15 protein-coding genes are annotated in these 18086 nt (G+C 71.8%); 12 read left to right on the forward strand and 3 right to left on the reverse strand.

The genetic code is table 11. From position 1 onward, the window contains the following. Nucleotides 1-132 precede the first annotated feature (132 nt). The gene (locus tag HJC40_RS41115) at nucleotides 133-807 is read left to right on the forward strand and encodes a 1-acyl-sn-glycerol-3-phosphate acyltransferase (RefSeq protein ID WP_250009093.1); all 675 of its coding nucleotides are present in this window, start codon (nucleotides 133-135) and stop codon (nucleotides 805-807) included. Nucleotides 808-811: 4 nt separating this feature from the next. Here the strand turns inward: HJC40_RS41115 and HJC40_RS41120 are convergent, their stop codons facing one another. Continuing rightward, nucleotides 812-2272 (reverse strand): cryptochrome/photolyase family protein, encoded by a 1461-nt coding sequence (locus tag HJC40_RS41120; protein ID WP_250009095.1) that lies wholly within the window; start codon nucleotides 2270-2272, stop codon nucleotides 812-814. Nucleotides 2273-2300: 28 nt separating this feature from the next. Next, entirely contained in the window at nucleotides 2301-3482 is a 1182-nt protein-coding gene (locus HJC40_RS41125) for a hypothetical protein (RefSeq protein WP_250009096.1), read from the reverse strand. 166 nt (nucleotides 3483-3648) lie between these two features. On the opposite strand from HJC40_RS41125, the gene HJC40_RS41130 reads away from it, so the two are divergent. The 11 genes from HJC40_RS41130 (at nucleotide 3649) to HJC40_RS41180 (ending at nucleotide 16998) form a co-directional block, all read left to right on the forward strand. After that, complete coding sequence (locus HJC40_RS41130) at nucleotides 3649-4446, forward strand: alpha/beta fold hydrolase (RefSeq protein ID WP_250009097.1); 798 nt, start codon at nucleotides 3649-3651, stop codon at nucleotides 4444-4446. A gap of 12 nt (nucleotides 4447-4458) precedes the next feature. After that, nucleotides 4459-6957 (forward strand): SpoIIE family protein phosphatase, encoded by a 2499-nt coding sequence (locus tag HJC40_RS41135; RefSeq protein WP_250009098.1) that lies wholly within the window; start codon nucleotides 4459-4461, stop codon nucleotides 6955-6957. Beyond that, nucleotides 6957-7340 carry an STAS domain-containing protein gene (locus HJC40_RS41140; protein WP_250009099.1) on the forward strand — a complete coding sequence of 128 codons (384 nt, stop codon included), beginning with the start codon at nucleotides 6957-6959 and terminating at the stop codon, nucleotides 7338-7340. Before HJC40_RS41135 ends, HJC40_RS41140 begins: the two co-directional genes overlap by 1 nt. A gap of 20 nt (nucleotides 7341-7360) precedes the next feature. Continuing rightward, on the forward strand, nucleotides 7361-9304 hold the full coding sequence (locus HJC40_RS41145) for a TIGR03960 family B12-binding radical SAM protein (RefSeq protein ID WP_250009100.1): 1944 nt from the start codon (nucleotides 7361-7363) through the stop codon (nucleotides 9302-9304). Between the two features lies 1 nt (nucleotide 9305). After that, complete coding sequence (locus HJC40_RS41150) at nucleotides 9306-10073, forward strand: TIGR03936 family radical SAM-associated protein (protein ID WP_284044470.1); 768 nt, start codon at nucleotides 9306-9308, stop codon at nucleotides 10071-10073. A 152-nt stretch (nucleotides 10074-10225) separates the two neighbouring features. Then, nucleotides 10226-13501 carry an Rne/Rng family ribonuclease gene (locus HJC40_RS41155; protein ID WP_250009102.1) on the forward strand — a complete coding sequence of 1092 codons (3276 nt, stop codon included), beginning with the start codon at nucleotides 10226-10228 and terminating at the stop codon, nucleotides 13499-13501. A gap of 123 nt (nucleotides 13502-13624) precedes the next feature. After that, nucleotides 13625-14152 (forward strand): hypothetical protein, encoded by a 528-nt coding sequence (locus HJC40_RS41160; protein WP_250009103.1) that lies wholly within the window; start codon nucleotides 13625-13627, stop codon nucleotides 14150-14152. A 180-nt stretch (nucleotides 14153-14332) separates the two neighbouring features. Then, the gene (gene rplU / locus HJC40_RS41165) at nucleotides 14333-14647 is read left to right on the forward strand and encodes a 50S ribosomal protein L21 (protein ID WP_250009104.1); all 315 of its coding nucleotides are present in this window, start codon (nucleotides 14333-14335) and stop codon (nucleotides 14645-14647) included. A 13-nt stretch (nucleotides 14648-14660) separates the two neighbouring features. Next, on the forward strand, nucleotides 14661-14933 hold the full coding sequence (gene rpmA, locus HJC40_RS41170) for a 50S ribosomal protein L27 (protein ID WP_250009105.1): 273 nt from the start codon (nucleotides 14661-14663) through the stop codon (nucleotides 14931-14933). Between the two features lie 95 nt (nucleotides 14934-15028). Further along, entirely contained in the window at nucleotides 15029-16525 is a 1497-nt protein-coding gene (gene obgE, locus HJC40_RS41175; protein ID WP_250009106.1) for a GTPase ObgE, read from the forward strand. Nucleotides 16526-16581: 56 nt separating this feature from the next. Next, on the forward strand, nucleotides 16582-16998 hold the full coding sequence (locus tag HJC40_RS41180) for a GNAT family N-acetyltransferase (protein ID WP_250009108.1): 417 nt from the start codon (nucleotides 16582-16584) through the stop codon (nucleotides 16996-16998). Here the strand turns inward: HJC40_RS41180 and trpS are convergent. Continuing rightward, nucleotides 16987-17961 carry a tryptophan--tRNA ligase gene (trpS, locus tag HJC40_RS41185; RefSeq protein ID WP_250009109.1) on the reverse strand — a complete coding sequence of 325 codons (975 nt, stop codon included), beginning with the start codon at nucleotides 17959-17961 and terminating at the stop codon, nucleotides 16987-16989. The genes HJC40_RS41180 and trpS overlap by 12 nt on opposite strands. Between the last annotated feature and the right edge of the window lie 125 nt (nucleotides 17962-18086).

Here is an 18086-nt window from a genome sequence, read left to right on the forward strand (position 1 = left end):
CGGATATTCCACGCATCTGTGATGAATGTCCGGGCCGGTCGCCCCACTGAAAGGGACTTCCGGGTTTCCGTCCGATAACCTGACCGCGCCCCCCACATCCCTTGCGCATGCTTGTCCTCGGAGGAACCCCCGTTGCCGCTGCTCTACACGATCGGCAAACTCACCGTCGGCAACGCGATGATGCTCGGCTGGCGTCCCCGCGTCGAAGGCCTCGAGCACATTCCGCAGACCGGCGGCGTGGTCTTCGCCGGCAACCACCTCTCGGTGGCCGACGAGCTCTTCCTCGGTTCGGTGGTGCCCCGTCACCTCGCCTTCTGGGCGAAATCCGAGTATTTCGACGGCAAGGGTCTCAAGGGCTGGTTCAACCGCAACCTGCTCGAGGGTCTGGGCGCCATCCGGGTCGAGCGCGGCGGCGGCCGGGCCGCTCTCACCGCCTTCGACGGGGCGATCCCCGTGCTCAAGGGCGGGGACGCGGTCGCTCTGTACCCCGAGGGCACCCGCTCGCCCGACGGCCGGCTCTATCGCGGCCGCACCGGTGTGGCCCGGCTCTCCGTGGCCGCGGGCGTGCCGATCGTGCCGGTCGGCATGCTCGGCACCGAAAAGGTGCAGCCGATCGGCCAGCCCTATCCGAAACCGGCCCGCGGCGCCGTCACGATCAAGTTCGGCGTGCCGATCGAGACCAAGGGCCGGTCGGAGGACCGCACCGCGCTGCGCGAGCTCACCGACGAGGTGATGGCCGAGATCCAGAAACTCACCGGCCAGGAGTACGTGCCGCGGTACGCCCCGGCCAAGCCGCCGGCTCAGTAGGCCGTCAGGGGGCCCGGGAGCCGCGGGCCTTCTCCTGCTCGACCAGCGCGTCGACGTCGGCCAGCCGGCGCAGGCCGTTGAGCGGCTGCCGCATCCGGTGATTGCCGGCCAGCTTCGGCTCGTTGCGGGCGAGGAAGGCCCAGTACCCCGCGGTGTACGGGCACGCGTGGTCACCCACGCGCACCTTGGGGTCGTACCGGCAGCCGCCGCAGTAGTCGCTCATCCGGTTGATGTAGGCGCCGCCCGACGCGTACGGCTTGGTGCTCATCCGCCCCGCGTCGGCGTACTGGCTCATGCCGATCACGTTGGCGGTCATCACCCACTCGTAGCCGTCGACGAAACAGCGGTGGAACCAGTCGGACACCGCACCGGGCCGCCAGCCCCGCTGCATGGCGTAGTTGCCGAGCACCATCAGCCGCGGGATGTGATGCACCCAGCCGCGGTCGCGCACCCCGGCCAGCACGTCGGACAGGCAGCGGGCGTCGACCGCGTCGGCGTCCAGGTCGGCGAACCACCGCGGCAGCTCCCGGCGGGCCCGCAGCTCGTTGGAGGCGCGGTAGCCGGGCTCGAAATACCAGTACAGGTGCCAGATGAAGTCGCGCCAGCCGATGATCTGCCGGACGAACCCCTCGACGCTGGCCAGGGGAGCGTCACCCGACCGGTACGCCTGCTCGGCGCTCTCCACCACCTCGAGCGGGTCGAGCAGGCCCAGGTTCATCGCCGCGCTCAGCAGGCTGTGGCTCATCAGCGGGTCGCCGGCCAGCATGGCGTCCTCGTACGGGCCGAAGGTGGGCAGCCGGTGGGCCACGAAGTGCCGCAGCCGGGCCAGGGCCTCCGCCCGGGTCGCGGGGAACAGCCGCGGGCCGTCCCGGCCGACGAACTCGATGCCGTCCTCGCGCTCCCAGCGATCGAGGTCGGCGCGGACCCCCTGGTCGATCTCGTCCTCGACGATGGCCGGGGGCGGCGGCACGCCGAGCCGGTCGGCGCCGCGCGGCGGCGGCTCCCGGTTGTCGGCGTCCAGGTTCCACTTGCCGCCGGCCGGCTCGTCGCCGTCCAGCAGGATGCCGTGCCGCTGCCGGGCGTCGCGGTAGAAGTCCTCCATCCGCAGGTGGCCGCGGCCGTGGGCCCAGGTCGTGAAGTCGGCCGGCGCGGTCACGAACCCCCGCGGCGGCAGCACCTCCTCGACGGCGGGCAGCCGGTGGACGAGGTCGCGGGCGGCCCGCGAGGTGGGGTGACAGACGGTCACCGGCTCGGTCATCGCCTCGGCGTACGTCTCGGCCCGGACCAGCCGGACGCGGTCGTCCTCGGCCCGGTGCCGCAGCGCCGACAGGATCAGATGCGCCTTCTGGCGGTGGAAGGCACGCCGCCGGAACACCGCCTTCGACTCCACGAGCAGCACTTCCTGGCCCGGGGAGTCGAGAAAATGCGGGCCGAGCTGATCGGCGAAGAGCCATCGGCGGGTCATCCGGTCATCGTGCCCGAGCCGGGCCGGATCAACCGGGAGTCAGCACTTCTTCCCGCAGGCGGGCGACGAGCTCGGCGCTGTCGGTGACCGAGCGGCGGGTGAGCAGCATGGTGGCCAGGCTGCCGTGATCGGCCCAGGTGCAGACGACGACCGAGGCGCCGTTGTCGCGGCCGACGCCGCAGCTCTGGTGGGCGCCGGACTCGCCCAGGTCGAACTCCTGCACGTTGCTGACGTTGTAGTCGGCGGCGGCCTGCTCGAGGCGGCCCCGGACGTCGGAGCCGGGCCGCAGCCGGAAGCCGGTCTCGCCGATCACTGTGACCCGTTTGCCCCGGCCGTCGCGATAGACGCCGGCAAAACTGTCCGGCCCGGTGTCCTCGGTGTCGCGCAACTGGAGGTCGGCGAAGGACCGGGGGAGCGCGGCGGTGACCGGGTACTGCCGCGCGGTGGGCATCTGCAGCCAGGCCAGCGGCAGGCCGCAGCAGCAGACCACGCCGAGCAGGCTGAGCAGGGCCAGGCGGCGGCCCCAGCGGCGCTTGCGACGGGGCGGGGGCAGCGGACGGGCCGCGGGCCGGGGCGCCCAGGGCGGCGGGGCCGGGAGGCGGCGGCCCTGCACGATCGGGCCGGGCGGCGGCGCCGGCGGGCCGGGGGGCAGGCCCGGTGGGCGGCTCTGGACCGGCAGCCGGTTGGCCGCGGCGGCCTTCTCGAGGCGCTTGCGCTTCCTCTTCGAGAGCGGCGGCGGCCGGTCCACGGGCTTGGCCGCCGGCGGAGCCGGCGCGGGGTGCGGCTCGGCCTTGGCCGTCGCCGGCGGCTCGCTGCGGGTCGGCGGCCCGGCTTCGATCCGGGTCCCGGCTGCGGCTGCGGCTGCGGCTGTGGGTCCGGGCGCAGGCTCAGGCCCGGTCTCGGTTTCGGTCTCGGTCTCGGTCTCGGTCTCCGCGAGGGTGAAGGGGAACGCGTCCCAGGGCGTGTCCTGGCCGGCCCACGGGTCGACCGGCGCGGTGGCCGCCCACGGGTCGACCGGCGTCGGCTCCTCCGGCTCGGGGCGTTCGTCGCGGCGCCACCGCGACTTCTTCGGCGCCGGCTCGGGCACCGGGGCGGAGGCGCTCCACCGCACCGGCGCGTCGACTGTGGAGTGGTCGGAGCCGTCGTCCAGCCGGGTCGGGTCGGGCACTCCGGCCGCCGGCTGAGTCTCCTCCGGCTGCGGGTCGGCCATCCGTCGATCTCCTTCACTGCCGGCAAGATTCCCGGCGAGGCGGTCGACTCCCAGGTTAGAGACGGTGTGCCACTCCCGGTCCGGGTCCGCGGTCCGGTGCGCGCCCGCAATGCCGGACAACCGGGGCGATGTGCAAGACGCTGTGGAGCCGTATGGTTACCGGGACATGAGAACGACACAGAGAAACGCCGTCACTCTGACCGGGAACCCCACCGGTCAGCCGATGGTGTTCGCCCACGGCTATGGCTGCGACCAGAACATGTGGCGTCACGTGGCTCCCGCCTTCGCGGACTCGCATCGGCTCGTCCTCTTCGACCACGTCGGCAGCGGCCGGTCCGACCTGTCGGCCTACGACGACGACCGCCATTCCTCGCTCGGCGGCTACGCCGACGACGTTCTCGAGATCCTGCACGAGAACGATCTGTGGGACGTGGTCTTCGTCGGTCACTCGGTGAGCGCCATGATCGGCGTCATCGCCGCGACCCGGGAGCCCGAGCGCTTCGCCCGCCTGGTCCTCATCGGTCCCTCGCCGCGCTACATCAACGAGCCCGCGGGCGGTTATCAGGGCGGCTTCGACAAGCCCGACATCGAGTCGCTGCTCGTCTCGCTCGACAGCAACTATCTCGGCTGGTCCAGCACGATGGCGCCGGTGATCATGGGTAACCCCGATCGGCCCGAGCTGGGTGAGGAGCTGACCAACAGCTTCTGCCGCACCGATCCCGAGATCGCGAAGAAGTTCGCGCGCGTCACGTTCCTCTCGGACAATCGCGACGACCTTCTCGAGCTGCGCACTCCCGCGTTGATCCTCCAGTGTTCGGACGACGTGATCGCGCCGACCGCGGTCGGCGAATATGTTCACAAGCACACCGCCGGGAGCACTCTGGTGCATCTGAACGCGACGGGCCACTGCCCCAACCTGAGCGCTCCCGAGGAAACCATCGATGCCATGAAGGCCTGGCTCTAGAAGCGGCGGACCGTGAGTGACTCTGGTGGGCCGGACGTGACGCAGGACCTGCGGCCGCCCTGGGACGAAGACCCCGACGACCTGTACGAGCACGCGCCGTGCGGGTATCTGACCACGCTTCCCGACGGCACGATCGTCCGGGTCAATCAGACCTTCCTGTCCTGGACGGGCTACACCCGCGGTGAGCTGGTCGGGCACCGCCGCTTCCGTGATCTGCTCACCTCGGGCGGGCAGATCTACCACGAGACCCACTACGCCCCGCTGCTGAGCATGCAGGACGAGGTGCACGAGCTGGCCTTCGACGTGGTCTGCTCCGACGGGCGGCACCTGCCCACGCTGGTCAACTCGGTGCTGTCCCGCGCGGCCACGGGACAACCCCGAGCGGTCCGGACGACCGTCTTCAACGCCACCGATCGCCGCCAGTACGAAAAGGAGCTTCTGCTCGCCCGCCAGATCGCCGAGGCCTCCGAGCGGCGGGTCCGGGTGCTGCAGCAGATCGTGGCCGACCTGGCCGCCGCGCCGACCGAGGCCGAGGTGGCCGAGGCGGTGGTCCGCGCTCCGGAGTCCGCCTTCGGCGCGGCCAGCAGCAGCATCTATCTCGTCGACGACGAGCGTGACGTGATCTACGCCGTCGCGTCGACCGACCCGACCACCGGCAACTGGGACGACATGCCGCGCTCGTCCGACCGCGCGGTGGCCCGGGTGGCCGACCGCGGCGACCTGCACGTCGTCAACTCCGTCACCGACGCCCGGGAGCACTTCCCCGACCTGGTCGACAGCATGCGCCGCTCGGGCCGCACCACGGTGGTGCTCCTGCCGCTGACCACGGGCCCGACCGACGAGCAGGCCGGCATCCAGACGCTCGGCGTGCTGGCGTTCAGCTTCAAGGGCGACCGTCCCCTCACCGACGGCGAGCTGCGGGTCGTCCGCCTCCTCGGCCAGCAGGCCGGTCAGGCGCTCGACCGGGCCCGCCTCTACGACGAGCTCCGCCGCCGCGAGGAACGCTCGAAGTTCCTGGCCGAGACGACGCGCTCGCTCGACGAACTGCACCGGTTGCTGCCGCGCACCCGGCGCGTGGTCGACCGGGTCGTGCCCGAGATCGCCGACTGGGCCGAGCTCCGCCTGCACGTGGGCACGACGCCGGTCGTGGAGGACGCGGGCGGCCCGCGGCCCGACGAGGAGCTGCTGACCCAGCGGCTGGGCAAGGTGGCCGCCAGCGGCGAGCCGGTGTTCGCCGTCGACGGCGACCAGCTGGACTGCTCGGTGCTGCCGCTCACCGCCCGGGGCCTGGTGCTGGGCACGCTGGCGTTGCGGATGGCGCCCGACCGGCGGGGCGCCGCGGCCGAGCGGGCCTTCCTGATCGAGCTGGCCGACCGGGCCGGGCTCGCGCTGGAGAACGCCCGCCTCTACGAGCAGGAACGGCAGATCGCCCGGACGCTGCAGCGCAGCCTGCTGGCCGGCGACCTGCCCAGTGGCGACACCCGGTTCGCGGTCGAGACCCACTACCAGGCCGCGGCCCACGATCTGGAGGTCGGCGGCGACTGGTTCGACGCGTTCCTGATCACCCGGGACAAGCTCGCCGTCGTGGTCGGTGACGTGGTGGGCCGCGGCATCGAGGCGGCCACCACGATGGGCCAGCTGCGCAGCGCGGTGCGGGCGCTGGCCTCGAACGCGACCGGGCCGGCCCGGCTGATCGAGGGCCTCGACCGGTTCGTCGAGCGGGTCGAGTCGGCCCGCATGGCCACCGTGGCCTACGTCGAGATCGACCTGACCGGCGGCGAGGTGGCGTACTCGTGCGCCGGTCACCTGCCGCCGCTGCTGCAGGAGCCGGCCGGGTCGCCGGAATACCTGATGCAGGGTCGTTCCGCGCCGCTGGGCTCGAAGGCCGGCAACCGGGTCCGCACCGAGCACCGCCGGCGCCTGCCCGCCGGCAGCCGCCTGCTGCTCTACACCGACGGCCTGATCGAGCGCCGTACCCGCCCGATCGACAAGGGTTTCGAGCTGCTCGCCCGCGAGTACGCGAGACGCCGGGACGCGCCGCTGCAGGGGCTCGCGGCCACGCTGGCCGACTCGCTGGTCGGTCGCGACCACTCCGACGACGTCTGCATGCTCTGCCTGACACTGGGCACCGAGGAGCGCATCGAGCGCACCATCGGTGCCGACCGTATGCAGATCGCCCTGCTCCGCGCCGATCTGCGAGCCTGGCTGGTGGCCCACGAGGTCGAGCCCGGCTGCCGCGACGCGGTGCTGCTGGCCTGCTCCGAGGCGGTGGCCAACGCGATCGAGCACGGCTACCGGGACGATCCGTTCGGCATGATCGACGTGGTCGCCACGGTGACCACCGATGCCGTCGAGGTGCGGGTCAGCGACCGCGGCACGTGGCGCGGAGCGGTGAGCGACGTGGCCCGCGGGCGCGGGCTCCAGCTCATCCGTGAGTCGATGGACCAGGTGCTGTTCGACCGCAGCGACGGAACGACCGTCACCATGCGCCGGGCGCGGGAGGTGGAGTGATGGAATTCACTCGGGGCGGACGTCCGGTGCCGATGGGCCGGTTGGACCGCTGGGTCACCTTCTCCACGTTCGGCGACGCCGAACTGGTGTCGCTGACCGGCGAGATCGATCTGGCCAACGCGCCCGAGATCGGCAAGGCGATCGTCGAGCGGATCGAGACGGCCGGCAAGGTGCTCATCGACCTGACCACCGTCTCTTTCCTCGACAGCGCCGGGGTGCGGCTGCTCGACGCCCTGGTCGGCGACCTCGACGACCACGGCAAGCCGACCCGGCTGGTGGTGGGCAAGACCGGCGCGGCCCGCATGACCCTCCAGCTGTGCGCATTCCGCGAGGACGTGCTGGCCACCGACCTCGACCGGGCCGCGGCTGAGATCGGTAGTTGACGCGCGTACCCTAGAGGCCCATGAGCGTAGGTTCCGTCTTCCCGCAGCTCGAGCAGCTGCTGCCCCGGGTCAGCAAGCCGATCCAGTACGTGGGTGGCGAGCTCGGCGCCGTCGTCAAGGACTGGGATGCGACAACGGTCCGCTGGGCTCTGATGTACCCGGATGCCTATGAGGTGGGCCTGCCCAATCAGGGCGTCCAGATCCTCTACGAAGTACTCAACGAGCAGGACGACGTGCTGGCCGAGCGCACCTACGCGGTGTGGCCCGACCTCGAGGCGCTGATGAAGGAGAACGGCGTCCCCGCGTTCACCGTCGACGCGCACCGTCCGGTCCGGGCGTTCGACGTCCTCGGCCTGTCGTTCGCCACCGAGCTCGGCTACACCAACATGCTTTCCGCCCTCGATCTCGCCGGCATCCCGCTGGACAGCGCCGACCGGGGCGACGACGACCCCATCGTGCTGGCCGGCGGCCACGCGAGTTTCAACCCCGAGCCGATCGCCGACTTCATCGACGCCGCCGTGCTCGGCGACGGTGAGGAGGCCGTCCTCGAGATCACCGGCATCATCCGCGAGTGGAAGGCCGAGGGACGCCCCGGCGGCCGCGACGAGCTGCTGCTGCGCCTGGCCCGCACCGAGAGCATCTACGTCCCCCGCTTCTACGACGTCGACTACCTGCCCGACGGCCGCATACTGCGCGTGGTGCCCAACCGGCCCGACGTGCCGTTCCGGGTCTCCAAGCGCACGACGATGGATCTGGACGCCTGGCCCTACCCCAAGAAGCCGCTGGTCCCGCTGGCCGAGACCGTCCACGAGCGGTACGCCGTCGAGATCTTCCGCGGCTGCACCCGGGGCTGCCGCTTCTGCCAGGCCGGCATGATCACCCGCCCGGTCCGTGAGCGCTCGATCACCACGGTCGGTCAGATGGTCAAGGAGGGCCTCGAGTTCTCCGGCTTCAACGAGGTCGGCCTGCTCTCGCTGTCCAGCGCCGACCACTCCGAGATCGGCGACATGTGCTCCGGCCTGGCCGAGCAGTACGCGGACACCAACGTCTCGCTGTCGCTGCCCTCCACCCGGGTCGACGCCTTCAACATCGACCTGGCCCAGGAGCTGTCCCGCAACGGGCGGCGCACCGGCCTCACCTTCGCCCCCGAGGGTGGCTCCGAGCGCATCCGCAAGGTCATCAACAAGATGGTGACCGAGGAAGACCTGATCCGGACGGTCGTGACCGCCTACAGCAACGGCTGGCGCCAGGTCAAGCTGTACTTCATGTGCGGCCTGCCCACCGAGACCGACGAGGACGTGCTCCAGATCGGCCGTATGGCCCACGAGGTGATCAAGGCCGGCCGGGTGGCCGCCGGCACCAAGGACATCCGCTGCACGGTGTCGATCGGCGGGTTCGTGCCCAAGCCGCACACCCCGTTCCAGTGGGCGCCGATGGAGCGCCCCGAGGTGATCGACGCCCGCCTCAAGATGCTCAAGCAGGAGATCAACAGCGACCGCTCGCTGGGTCGCGCGATCGGCTACCGCTACCACGACGGCGAGCCCTCGCTGATCGAGGGACTGCTCTCCCGGGGCGACCGCCGGGTCGGCGCGGTCATCCGCCGCGCCTGGGAGAAGGGCGGCCGCTTCGACGGCTGGAGCGAGCACTTCTCGTACGCCCGGTGGGTCGAATCCTGCGCCGAGGTGCTGCCCGGCTTCGGGGTGGACCTCGACTGGTACACCACTCGCGAGCGCCAGCACTCCGAGGTGCTGCCCTGGGACCACCTCGACTCGGGCCTCGACAAGGACTGGCTCTGGCAGGACTGGCAGGACTCCATGTCCGAATTCGAGCAGGACGACTGCCGGTGGACCCCGTGCTTCGACTGCGGCGTCTGCCCGTCGATGGACACCGAGATCCAGATCGGTCCCACCGGCAAGAAGCTGCTGCCCCTGACCCCGGTCAACCCGTTGCGGGTGCCTGCCTGACATGGCCAAGAACCAGCCCGTCGGTGGTCAGGCCCCGGTCGTCCAGCGGATCCGCATCCGTTACGCCAAGCGCGGCCCGCTGCGTTTCACCTCCCATCGCGATTTCGCGCGCGCTTTCGAGCGGGCGCTGCGGCGGGCCGCCGCGCCGATCGCCTTCTCCCAGGGCTTCACCCCGCACCCCAAGATCTCGTACGCGAGCGCGGCGCCGACCGGCGTCGGCAGCGAAGCCGAGTACCTCGAGATCGGGTTGCAGGCCGAGGTCGACCCCGAGCAGCTCCGGGTGGCGCTCGACGCCGCGCTGTCGCCCGGGCTCGATGTGCTCGAGGCGGTGGTGGCCGACGCCGGCAGCCTGGCCGACCGGATCGACGCCTCACGCTGGCGGATCGAGCTGCCCTCGATCGACCCGGCCGCTGCCGCGGCGGCCGTCAAGGCCTTCAATGATCTTGACGAGGTGCTGGTCGAGCGCATGACCAAGCAGGGTCTGCGCTCGTTCGACGCCCGTCAGGCAGTGACTCGGATCGCTGTTATTGAGCAGTCCACCGGACCTTCCGAGGCGGACGGCGCGCCGTGTGCGATAATCGACCTTGTCGTACGACAGGTCACGCCGGCCGTACGACCCGATGACGTCCTTTCCGGCCTGCGCGTGGCGGCGGGCCTGGAGCCGCCGGTGCCCCCGAGGGTGACCCGGCTGGCCCAGGGCACGCTCACCGCACAGGGGGAGATCGTCGATCCGTTGGACGCGGATCGCGCGTCGGCCCTTCCGGGGTAAGGAACGCTCCATCGGGGGGCGTCGGCTGCAGCTGACGTCCATTGACAGACTTCGGCAGCCTGCCGCTTACCCGGCGGGACCGAAATACTTGCGGCGACCCTGCGTGGCAGCGCTCAAACGCGCCCGGGGCCGCCAGAACTGGAGAGCGCCCCATGCTCGATAACGAGCCCCAGGACAACGTGGGAGACCAGGGCGGTGACGGGGCCGGAGCAACTGCTCCGCCCGAGACCGCCGCACCCACCACCCCCGCGCGCCGTACGCGCGCCCCGCGCCGTAAGGCGGCGGCTCCCGCCGCCGCACCGGCCGATACCGCCGCCCCGGGCCCGTCCGACCCGGTAGCGACCGTGCACGAGTCGTCGGCGGTGCCCGAGTCGCCCGCCGACCCGGCCGCTCCGGCCGCGGTCGACGCCCCCGCCGAGGAGGCGCCGGCCAAGCCGGTGAAGGCCACCCGCAGCCGCCGCAAGGCCGCCGCGCCGGCCGCCGCTCCGGCGGCGGCCCCCGAGGCCGAGGAGGCCGCCGAGGTCGCGCCGCCGGTGAAGGCCACGCGTACCCGGCGCAAGAAGGCCGCCGCCCCCGCCGCTCCGGCGGAGGAGCCGGCCGCCGAGGCACCCGTCGAGGCGCCCGCCGAGCCGGTCCGGGTGGAAGCCCTGATCGAGGGCGAGGAGCCGGTCGTCGAGGAGCCGGTCGCAGCCGAGCCGGTCGTCGAGCAGCCGACCCCCGACGAGCCGGTCGCCGACGAGGAAGCCGCGCCGATCATCGGCGTTCTGCCGCTCGACGCCGACTTCGTCGAGCCCGAGGAGCGTCCGCGTCGTGGCCGCCGGGCGGCCGCCCTGCCTCCCGCCGTGCTGTTCATGCCGCCCGACCCCACCGAGGCCGCGCCGGCCCCGGCCCGGCGGACCCGCCGCGGCGCCACCGTGCCGCCCGTGGTGGCCGAGGCCCCCGAGGCTCCGGTGAGCGCGCCCGCCGCGCGTACCGAAGCCGAGGTCGCCGAGCCTGCGGCCGTCACCGACGAGCCGGTCGAGGGCGCCCGCCGCAGCCGGCGTCGCCGCCGCGGAGCGGCCGACGAGCCCGCCGAGGTCGTGGCCGCCGAGGTGATCGCGCCACCCGCCGAGGAGCCGGTCGACGAGGTCGACGAGAGCGCCGACGATGTCGAGGACGGCGTCGAGGACGAGGGCGACGAGGACGACGACACCGCGGCCGGCCGTCGGCGTCGCCGCCGCGGGCGTCGCGGTCGCGGCCGTGGCAAGGGCCCGGCCGAGGACGGCGAGCAGGACGAGGCCGAGGACGGCGAGCCGGACGCGGAGGCCTCCGGCGAGGAGGAGTCCGAGGCTGAGGCCGAGGACGAGGACGAGGGTGACGGGGTCACCCGCCGCCGCCGTCGCCGGCGTCGCAAGGGCTCGGGCGGCGACGCCGAGACCGGCGGCATCGAGGACGGCGTGCACACCGTCGTGCGGGTGCGCGAGCCGCGCCGTACGTCGGACGAGGTGCAGGGTGTCTCGGGCTCGACCCGGCTCGAGGCCAAGCGCCAGCGCCGCCGGGACGGCCGCGAGCAGCGCCGCACCCGGCCGCCGATCCTGAGCGAGTCGGAGTTCCTGGCCCGCCGCGAGGCGGTCGACCGGGTGATGGTCGTGCGGCAGAAGCCCGACCGCACCCAGATCGCCGTCATGGAGGACGGCATCCTCGTCGAGCACTACGTCTCGCGGAGCACCTCCGGCACGATGGTCGGCAACGTCTACCTCGGCAAGGTGCAGAACGTGCTGCCCAGCATGGAGGCGGCGTTCGTGGACATCGGCCGGGGCCGCAACGCGGTGCTCTACGCCGGCGAGGTCAACTGGGACGCCACCGGGCTCGAGGGCCGGGCCCGCTCGATCGAGCAGGCCCTGCGCTCCGGTGACTCGGTGCTGGTGCAGGTCACCAAGGACCCGATCGGGCACAAGGGCGCCCGGCTGAGCAGCCACATCGCGCTCTCCGGCCGGCACCTGGTCTACGTGCCCAACGGCAACGCCTCCGGGATCAGCCGCAAGCTGCCCGACAACGAGCGCAAGCGCCTGCGGGACGTACTCAAGAAGCTCGTGCCCGACGGCGCCGGCGTGATCGTGCGGACCGCGGCCGAGGGGGCCAGCGAGGACGAGCTGGCCCGCGACGTCAAGCGGCTGCAGGGGCAGTGGGAGGAGATCCAGCGCCGGTCGGCCGAGGGTCACGCGCCGGTCGCCCTCTCCGAGGAGCCCGACCTGGTCATCCGGGTCGTGCGTGACCTCTTCAACGAGGACTTCCGCGAGCTGATCGTGCAGGGCGACTCGGCGTACGGCGAGCTGGAGAACTACCTCGACTCGGTGTCGCCCGACCTGCTCGAGCGCATGCACCGTTACACCGGCACCGGGGACGTCTTCGCCGACAAGCGCATCGACGAGCAGATCCTCAAGGGCCTCGACCGCAAGGTGTTCCTGCCCTCGGGCGGCCACCTGGTGTTCGACCGCACCGAGGCGATGACCGTGGTCGACGTCAACACCGGCAAGTACACCGGTGCGGGCGGCAACCTCGAGGAGACGGTGACCCGCAACAACCTCGAGGCGGCCGAGGAGATCGTCCGGCAGCTCCGGTTGCGTGACATCGGCGGCATCGTGGTCATCGACTTCATCGACATGGTGCTCGAGAGCAACCGCGAGCTGGTGCTGCGGCGGCTCACCGAGTGTCTTGGGCGCGACCGCACCAAGCACCAGGTCACCGAGATCACCTCGCTCGGCCTGGTACAGATGACCCGCAAGCGGATCGGCGCGGGCCTGCTCGAGGCGTTCAGCGAGACCTGTGACCACTGCAAGGGCCGCGGTGTGCTGATCCACACCGAGCCGGTGCCCGAGAAGCGGTCCAACGGCGCCGCGGCGAACCAGGTCAAGGCGGTCGCGGCGGCCGCGCGTACCGAGACTGCCCCGGTCCAGCCGCAGCAACAGCAGCAGCAGCCGGCCGGCAAGTCCCGGCGCCGCCGTGGCGGCGGTGGCGAGGCGGTGGCCGCCGAGCCGGCCGTCGTCGAGATCGAGACCCCGGCCGAGGCTGTGGTCGAGATCGAGACCCCGGCCGAGATCGTGGTCGAGATCGACACCCTGGAGCCGGCCGCCGAGATCGTCCGGCACGAGGGTGACGACCCGGCGGCCGAGACGGCCGGTCTGCCCCCGGTGGCGGGCTCGGGCATCGTCACGCCGGGCCGGCCCTCGCTCACCAAGCCGGCCACCGGTGACGACTACGACATCAGCGGGTACGACCTGTCGCGTTACGAGGCCGCCGAACCTGACGCGGAGCCGCTGCAGCTGACCGGGACGGACGACCCGGACGCGGCCGAGGAGGACGAGGACGAGGACGACGAGACCGTGGGAGCCGGCGCCGGGCGCCGCCGCTCACGGCGGGGCGGCACTCGGCGGCGTACGCGCCCCTGAGGTGCCCTTTCGGATCGACAGGAGCGGTTTGGTAAAGAAAGTTAACTGCCAAGCCGCTCCTTTCCGTTTCCGTCGGTTACCCTCGCGGGATCGATCAGCCTTCCCCGAGGAGACCGAGCCCCCATGTCCCGATCCCCCCTGCGCCTGGGCCTCGCCGCGTGCGCGGCCCTGGTGGCTCTCGCGGCCACGTCCGCCTGTTCGTCCGACGCCGGTTCCCTCCCGGCCGGTGTGAGCGTCACGGACGCGAGCGCGCCCGCCGGCGCCGTCCCGCCCGCCCCGGCCGACCCGTCCGTCGCCGCCTCGGCCGACGCCGCGCTGTCCGGCAACACCAAGGAGATCTGCGCCCAGGCCGAGCGGGCGAGCACGAGTTTCGGCGAGCTCTTCATCGCCGACCTCAAGCTGCAGATCGACGCGGCCGGCCAGGGGGAGCAGGCCAAACGGCAGGCCGCCGAGAAGGTTTCGCGGGACGTTCAGAACTACTCGTTCGCGCTGGCCGACATGGCCGGGCTGACCACCGACCCGGCCCTCAAGAAGGCGTTGACCGAGATGAGCGCGCAGGTCAAGGCCCTCAAGGGCGATGTCACCAAGATCAGCGCAGAGAAGATGTCGGCGCTCTCGGCCCGCCTCGACAAGGCGTGCGGCCGGGACTGACCACGGCCCCGGTTTGGGATCGGAGCCCCTGATGAAGTACGCTTTCGGACGGCGCTTTTCCATGCGTCGTGTTCCCGTTCCCGCCCCGGCCTGATCTCAGGATCGTCGGGCGACCGGGGCCTCAGCTTCATCCGCCAAGCAACGCTTCGCGTTGCGTAAGTCTCAGGGAGTCCGCGTCCGATGTACGCGATCGTCAAGACCGGCGGCAAGCAGTACAAGGTTGCCGAGGGCGACGTGATCGAGGTCGAGAAGCTCGCGGGTGTTCCCGGCGACTCGCTGACGCTCGCCGCAGTCCTCCTCGTCGACGGTGACAACCTGGTGACCGACGTGGCCAAGCTTGCCAAGGTGACGGTGTCCGGCGAAATCGCCGAGCACACCAAGGGTCCGAAGATCCGGATCCACAAGTTCAAGAACAAGACCGGATACCACAAGCGTCAGGGGCACCGTCAGCCGCTGACGAAGGTCAAGGTCACCGGCATCTCGAGCGGGAAGTAGGGGCTGATCCGATATGGCTCACAAAAAGGGTGCCTCCAGCTCGCGCAACGGCCGTGACTCCGCCGCTCAGCGGCTCGGCGTCAAGCGGTTCGGCGGCCAGCTGGTCAGCGCGGGCGAGATCCTGATCCGTCAGCGCGGCACGAAGTTCCACCCGGGCGACCTGGTCGGCCGTGGTGGCGACGACACGCTGTTCGCCCTGGCCAACGGCAACGTGCTGTTCGGCACGAAGCGCGGTCGCAAGACCGTGAGCATCGTCCCGACGTCGGTCGTTTCGGCGGCGGAGTAAAGTTTTCCCGAAGCGGGCCGCGGACCTCCGGGTCCGTGGCCCGCTTTGTTTTTTTTTGCTGCTGTCATGGCAGCACATTTTCAAGGAGTTGAGCAGTGACCACGTTCGTCGACCGGGTCGTGCTGCACCTGCAGGCGGGTGACGGCGGGCACGGCTGCGTCTCGGTGCGCCGCGAGAAGTTCAAGCCGCTCGGTGGACCCGACGGCGGCAACGGCGGCCACGGTGGCGGCATCACCCTGGTGGTCGATCCGCAGCAGCACACGCTGCTCGACTTCCACTTCCACCCTCACATCAAGGCGTCCAACGGCGGTGGTGGCGCGGGCGCCAACCGCGACGGCGCCAACGGCAAAGACCTCGTGGTCAAGGTGCCGGACGGCACGGTCGTGCTGACCAACGACGGTGAGGTGCTGGCCGACCTGATCGGCGCCGGCACCACCTTCGAGGTGGCCCGGGGCGGTCGCGGCGGCCGGGGCAACGCCTCGCTGGCCAACACCCGCCGCAAGGTGCCGGGCTTCGCCGAGCTGGGCGAGCCGGGCGACGGCCTCGACGTCGTCCTGGAGCTCAAGAGCGTCGCCGACGTGGGCCTGGTCGGTTTCCCGTCGGCCGGCAAGTCGTCGCTGATCTCGGTCATCTCCGCGGCCAAGCCCAAGATCGCCGACTACCCGTTCACCACGCTGGTGCCCAACCTCGGCGTCGTGCAGGCGGGCGACCAGACGTTCACGGTCGCCGACGTGCCGGGTCTCATCCCGGGCGCGGCCACCGGCAAGGGCCTGGGCATGCAGTTCCTGCGGCACATCGAGCGCACCTCGGTGCTGGTGCACGTGCTCGACGCGGCGGCGCCCGAGATCGAGCGCGACCCGCTGGCCGACCTCGACGCGATCGAGGCCGAGCTGGCGGCGTACGGCGGACTCGAGGACCGGCCGCGGCTCGTCGTGCTCAACAAGATCGACATCCCGGACGGGCGCGACCTGGCCGAGATGGTGCGCCCCGATCTCGAGGCTCGTGGCTACCGCGTGTTCGAGGTCAGCGCGATCACCCGCGAGGGCCTCAAGGAGCTGGTCTTCGCTCTGGCCGAGACGGTCGCCCAGCACCGCCTCGACAATCCCGCGCCCGAGCCGACCCGGGAGATCGTGCGTCCGCGTGCGGTCGACGAGTCCGGCTTCACGGTCGAGCAGGACAACGAGGGCGTCTACGTCGTCCGCGGGACCAAGGTCGAGCGCTGGATCCGGCAGACCAACTTCGACAACGACGAGGCGGTGGGCTTCCTGGCCGACCGGCTCGAGCGGCTCGGCGTCGAGGACGCGCTGACCAAGAAGGGCGCCCGGCCGGGCGACCCGGTCCGCATCGGCGAGCGCGAGTTCGACTGGCAGCCCAACGCCGGCGAGTTCGTGTCGGGCCCCCGCGGCACCGACGCCCGCCTCGAGGACGACGATGCCCGGGCCACCGCGGCCGATCGTCTGGCCGCCCGCAAGGCCCGCCGCGTGCGCTCGGACGACGAACTGCTGCACATGGCGACCGACGGAACGGTGACCACCGTCGCGAACGCCCACCGGCCCGTCTTGGTGACAGATGACGACGACACCGACGAATAGGGCGTAGTCCAGCTCGGCGCAACCCTGCGGCAAAGGTCGTCGCCTAGGGTCACCCTGTGTTGATCGAAGCCAGGCCCGCCCTGGACCCCGAGCTGGCCGCCCTCGTCGCGGCTCAGCGGCACGAGGGCGGCCGGGGCTTCGTGCCGGACGACCAGGTCGCCCACTTCGTGGCGGTCGTCGACGGGCGGGCCGTGGCCTGCGGAGCCTGGCAGCCGCTGCCCGAGCCCGGGGCGGCCGAGCTCAAGCGGATGTACGTGCGGCCGGCCTTCCGCTGCCGAGGCATCGCGCGACAGATGATCGTCGCGCTCGAGGAGGAGGCGCTCGCCGCCGGCCGCCCGGTGATCCGTTTGACCACGGGCGTCACCTCGGCCGCGGCGATCGCGCTCTTCCAGTCGGCGGGCTACCACCAGCTTCCGGCCCGTGGTCCGGGCGTCGTCCGCTACGAGAAACGCCTGACGGTCTCAGTCCAGTAGGCCGATGGCCGCGCGGGTCCGGCGTACCGTCGCGGCGGCGCGGGGCCGCACCCGGGCCGCCCCCTCGGTCAGGATCCGGCCGACGTGGCCGGGGTCGGCCGCGAGCTCGGCGTACCGGGCCCGGATCGGCGCGAGCAGCGCCTCGACCGCGTCGGTGACCTCACGCTTGAGCGCCCCGTACGAGCTCAGCTCACCTGGTTCGCGGTCCGAGCAGGCCCGCAGGATAGCCAGCAGATTGGTCACGCCGGGTTGGCCGGCCGGGTCGGCACGCACCACGCCGGCCGTGTCGGTGACCGCCCGGGCGATGACCCGGCGGATCGTCTCGGGCGGGTCGAGCAGTCCGATCCGGCCGGCCGCCGACGGCGTGCTCTTGCTCATCTTGCGGGCCGGGTCGGCCAGATCCATGATCCGTGCGGCGTTCTCGGGCCGGATGCCCTCGGGCACCGTGAAGGTGTCGCCGTACCGGGCGTTGAACCTGGTCGCGATCGCCCGGGCCAGCTCGAGGTGCTGGCTCTGGTCGTCACCCACCGGCACCTGGTCGCTGTCGTGCACGAGGATGTCGGACCCCATCAGCACCGGATAGGTCAGCAGGCTGAGCCGCACGGGGCCGCCGGCCGAGGACTTCTCCTTGAACTGGATCATGCGCGCGGCCTCGCCGTACCCGGTCGCGCACTCGAGCAGGTAGTGCAGCTCGGTGTGCTCGGGGACCTGGGACTGGGCGATGAGCGCGGTGCGCCGCGGGTCGACGCCGGCGGCGAGCAGCACGGCCGCCACCTGCAGCGTGTTGGCGCGCAGTCGTGTCGGGTCGTGCTCGACGGTCAGCGCGTGCAGGTCGGCGATCATCGCGATCGAGTGGGTGGTGCCGGGTCTCTCCTGGGCCCCGACCAGCGGGCGCATGGCCCCGATGAGGTTGCCCAGGTGCAGGTGGCCGGTGGGCTGGAAGCCGGTGAGGCGACGGGTCATGATGTCCTCCGGAGTGGGGGACCGCACCCTCCGGACATGACAACGGCCGCCCGGAAGGGGCGGCCGCGGTGGTGATGCGCGCGTGGGGGGAGCCGCCCGTCAGGGCAGCCACCGACCGAGGTTCG

Origin of the sequence: Actinoplanes sp. M2I2, assembly GCF_023544445.1 — a bacterium.
GTDB lineage: Bacteria > Actinomycetota > Actinomycetes > Mycobacteriales > Micromonosporaceae > Actinoplanes.

Bases quoted from the DNA above. Each gene is read 5' to 3' on its own strand.
- rpmA (WP_250009105.1), top strand. From the start codon at position 14,661: ATGGCTCACAAAAAGGGTGCCTCCAGCTCGCGCAACGGCCGTGACTCC.
- HJC40_RS41160 (WP_250009103.1), top strand. From the start codon at position 13,625: ATGTCCCGATCCCCCCTGCGCCTGGGCCTCGCCGCGTGCGCGGCCCTG.
- HJC40_RS41150 (WP_284044470.1), top strand. From the start codon at position 9,306: ATGGCCAAGAACCAGCCCGTCGGTGGTCAGGCCCCGGTCGTCCAGCGG.
- HJC40_RS41125 (WP_250009096.1), bottom strand. From the start codon at position 3,482: ATGGCCGACCCGCAGCCGGAGGAGACTCAGCCGGCGGCCGGAGTGCCC.
- rplU (WP_250009104.1), top strand. From the start codon at position 14,333: ATGTACGCGATCGTCAAGACCGGCGGCAAGCAGTACAAGGTTGCCGAG.
- HJC40_RS41145 (WP_250009100.1), top strand. From the start codon at position 7,361: ATGAGCGTAGGTTCCGTCTTCCCGCAGCTCGAGCAGCTGCTGCCCCGG.
- HJC40_RS41120 (WP_250009095.1), bottom strand. From the start codon at position 2,272: ATGACCCGCCGATGGCTCTTCGCCGATCAGCTCGGCCCGCATTTTCTC.
- HJC40_RS41140 (WP_250009099.1), top strand. From the start codon at position 6,957: ATGGAATTCACTCGGGGCGGACGTCCGGTGCCGATGGGCCGGTTGGAC.
- trpS (WP_250009109.1), bottom strand. From the start codon at position 17,961: ATGACCCGTCGCCTCACCGGCTTCCAGCCCACCGGCCACCTGCACCTG.
- HJC40_RS41130 (WP_250009097.1), top strand. From the start codon at position 3,649: ATGAGAACGACACAGAGAAACGCCGTCACTCTGACCGGGAACCCCACC.
- HJC40_RS41155 (WP_250009102.1), top strand. From the start codon at position 10,226: ATGCTCGATAACGAGCCCCAGGACAACGTGGGAGACCAGGGCGGTGAC.